Below are 518 nucleotides of genomic sequence, written 5' to 3'. Positions count from 1 at the left end.
ATCGGCACGTTGGCGCGTCGACCGCCGCGATGGTTGGCGGTGACCCGCGGTGTCGGACCGTGCCGGAACCAGGTCACAATCCGGGTGGCCTCGGTGGCATCGGTCGGAGCGATGTCGTCGCCGACAAGGGCGTTGACGGGAGTGGATTTGCCGGCCTTGAGTGTGCCAGCCAACGCGATGCGCAGCGGTTCGGCTAGGCGCGCACCGATGCGGTCCAGCTGGCAAAAAACGTCGCCACGCTGACGATAGGCCGGCGCACCCCGGTAGGCCTGGATGGTTGCGTGCAGAATCGCGCGGACCCGGTCGCTGGTGCTCACGCTCGTCCCAAGCTCGCCCGGGGCGTCAAGGTTGGCTCCAAGCCGGCAAGGTTGTCGTTGACCTGGCTCAGGATACCCAATTGCCGCTGAAGTTCCCGAATTCGATTGTCCCGCTCGGTTTCCGCCACCTGCGCCGCCGCGATGGTCGCCTGCAGGGACTCGGTGAGCGACCGGGTGATCTCTTCGGCGATCTCGCGGTAG

Annotated in this window: 1 protein-coding gene and 1 pseudogene; both read right to left on the bottom strand. The window is 66.8% G+C overall.

Annotated elements, in window-relative coordinates:
- On the bottom strand, nt 1–317 hold a 317-nt coding region (locus FJR74_RS08550), incomplete at its 3' end, for a dynamin family protein (protein ID WP_211333949.1).
- Nucleotides 317–518: pseudogene (locus FJR74_RS08545) on the bottom strand (Isoniazid-inducible protein iniA); the annotation flags it as partial. The pseudogene FJR74_RS08545 and the gene FJR74_RS08550, both read right to left, overlap by 1 nt.

Source organism: Metamycoplasma neophronis, from assembly GCF_006491995.1.
In the GTDB taxonomy this organism is placed as follows: Bacteria; Bacillota_I; Bacilli_A; order Mycoplasmatales; family Metamycoplasmataceae; genus Metamycoplasma; species Metamycoplasma neophronis.
Note: the sequence above shows the minus strand (reverse complement) of the source record. Positions and strands in the feature narration are given on the sequence as shown.